General features: G+C 23.2%; 4 protein-coding genes. All 4 read right to left on the bottom strand.

What is annotated here, in order from left to right; genetic code table 11:
* On the bottom strand, positions 1-564 hold a 564-nt coding region (locus J7G74_RS07095; RefSeq protein WP_297133490.1), incomplete at its 3' end, for an ABC transporter transmembrane domain-containing protein.
* A 158-nt stretch (positions 565-722) separates the two neighbouring features.
* Positions 723-929, bottom strand: a complete 207-nt coding sequence (locus J7G74_RS07090; RefSeq protein ID WP_297133489.1) for a hypothetical protein — start codon at positions 927-929, stop codon at positions 723-725.
* A gap of 76 nt (positions 930-1,005) precedes the next feature.
* Positions 1,006-1,212 carry a hypothetical protein gene (locus J7G74_RS07085; RefSeq protein ID WP_297133488.1) on the bottom strand — a complete coding sequence of 69 codons (207 nt, stop codon included), beginning with the start codon at positions 1,210-1,212 and terminating at the stop codon, positions 1,006-1,008.
* A gap of 230 nt (positions 1,213-1,442) precedes the next feature.
* Positions 1,443-2,595 (bottom strand): radical SAM/SPASM domain-containing protein (locus J7G74_RS07080; protein ID WP_297133486.1); only part of this gene is annotated, 1,153 nt, incomplete at its 5' end.

The raw sequence follows: 2,595 nt of genomic DNA, 5'->3' as shown, positions 1-2,595 counted from the left end.
TTTTAGTTTAATATTAAATCTATATAATCTTTTTTTTAGCAAATTATATATTATTAAGCTGAAAACAGCTAGTATTATAGATATTAAAAACATTTTAATATTTATTGAAATTAATATTATAGATGATATAGTTAAAATTAATAAAGATTGTATAAAGTTTGAATATAAAGATAATGTAAAATTAATTATTTCATTAGAATCAGTATTTATTCTATGATTAAGGTATGCTGAATTCATACTAGAAATAAACCTTATTGGAACCTGGTGAATATGTTTAATAATATCGATATTTAAATTTATAGCAGAATATGAACTGATTTTAATAAAAATTAAATTTTTAATATAAGATAATACTAAGCTCATTATTCCTATTAGAAATAATATAAGGCATATATTGAATATACAATTTATAGAAGTTTTTTTTATTATAAGGTCTAGTATAGTTGCTGAAATCATTGGAGTTATCATACCTAATATACTTAATAGTACACATAGGATAATATATATAATTAATATTTTTTTGTTTTTAAGTATATACTTATTAGCAAATTTTATTGGCTCCATATTATTTCTCCTAAAATTTATTTGTTTATTATTTTTAGATTTAGCTTTTGTAAATTTCTTTATATTAAGTTGCTATGAAATATAAAATATATTTCATAGCATTTAATTTAATATTTATATAATCATTATTAAGTAAAACTTTTTTATTAAAAAATCAACTAGTCAAATAAAGAATAAGGTGTAACTCTACCACCTTGTCCACAACCTAATCTTGTGCAACTAATATTACTAGGACAATTTGATTTACAATCAGATGAACAATTTGTTGTACAAGTGAGGTTAGAACATTTACCAGTACAGTTATCAATAATGCACCAATACGGTTGAATACCATCTGGAGTACCATTTACTACTAAGTAATCCATATTTAAATCCCTCCTTATTATAGATTTATATCTTAAAGTTAAAGATATGATAAAGTAAATTTTTTGTAAGTAATAATTAATCAAATAAAGAATAAGGTGTAACTCTACCACCTTGTCCACAGCCTAATCTTGTACAGCTATTATGGCTAGGACAATTAGTTTCACATTTTGATGCACAATTTGAGCCACAGTCAAGAGTTGTACATTTACCAGTGCAATTATCAATAATGCACCAATATGGCTGAATACCATCTGGAGTACCATTTATTACTAAGTAATCCATATTTAAATCCCCCCTTATTATAAATTTATATCTTAAAGTTAAAGATATCGTAAAATAAATTTTTTGAAGTATTAATTAATTAGATAATGAATAAGTTATAACTTTACTAGAGTGTCTACAGTCTAATCTTGTGAAATTATTATTGATATAGAATTAGATAAAAAGTAACATCCAACATAATAATTTAAAATTAAACAGTCCATTTTCATACTTCTTTTATAATTTTTAATTTAAGATATTTCATTTTTTAAATTTTTATAAATATCTTTTATATAAGAATTAATCATATATTTAACATAACTACAATTTTTTTCTTTTCCTTTAATTGGACAACCACCCATACAAAGTGGTAGGAATTTACAGTTTCTACATTCTACATTTTCTGTTGCATCAAATAAAATATAATCAGTTAATGCTTCATTAATATTTAATTCACTATTATTAATATTACCAACTATCTTTTGCTTGTTGCCAATATCATTCCAACATCGATATAAGTCTCCTTTAGAGTCTACTATATGAGAGCTGATGCTATCAGCTCCACAGTATGAAGTAATTCTTCTAGGTAAAAATTGTAGCGGATTGTTATTGATTCCTTGATTAAGAATATTATTTTGAAAGTTATACTCTAATTTTGCATAGTCATTATTTTTTAAACATAAATTATCATTATAACAATTATCATCATTTCTAACATGACCTAGATATGGATGAACTACATCTAGTAATTGATTTTTTCTAAGATCATCTACTAGCTCTTTTATTAATTCCTTGTTATTATTATCAACATTTATTCTTAAAGCAATCTTAGGAAGTATATCTTTACATGCTACTAAATTTTCTATAATTTTCTTATATGTTGGTTTTCCACCAATTAAAAATCTTCTTTTATCATGGGTTGCTTCATTACCATCTAAGGTTATTTGAATACTAGATACATTATATTTATTTAGTTTTTCGCATGTAGCCCTATCTAATAAATATCCATTAGTAACCATTGAAGCATTATAAGGTATGTTATTATCTTTACATATAGACATCATTGATTCACTAAGTGATGAAATTGTATCAATAGCTAACAGAGGTTCACCACCATACCATGAAATATTTAGACTATCAATATTTGAAGATTTTTCTTTTATAAGTTTTATTAAGTTATTTTCAGTTTCTTTGTTCATATAGCTATTTTCAAGCTTATCTTTTTCATAACAATAAATACACCTAAAATTGCAATCTATAGTTGGTGCAATAGTTAAATTAAAGGATTTTCTATCAAAACGATCTTTAAACATTAAATATCTTAATGTATCTATTTCATTTACATTATCATCAATTAAAAATCCACCTTTATGTAATTCTTTAATAAAATCTTTATCCATAATT

This window comes from Terrisporobacter sp. (assembly GCF_017888745.1).
In the GTDB taxonomy this organism is placed as follows: domain Bacteria; phylum Bacillota; class Clostridia; order Peptostreptococcales; family Peptostreptococcaceae; genus Terrisporobacter.
This window is presented reverse-complemented; position numbering and strand designations above follow the sequence as displayed.

Coding starts and splice junctions, on each gene's coding strand:
- J7G74_RS07090 (WP_297133489.1), bottom strand. CDS start 929: ATGGATTACTTAGTAGTAAATGGTACTCCAGATGGTATTCAACCGTAT.
- J7G74_RS07085 (WP_297133488.1), bottom strand. CDS start 1,212: ATGGATTACTTAGTAATAAATGGTACTCCAGATGGTATTCAGCCATAT.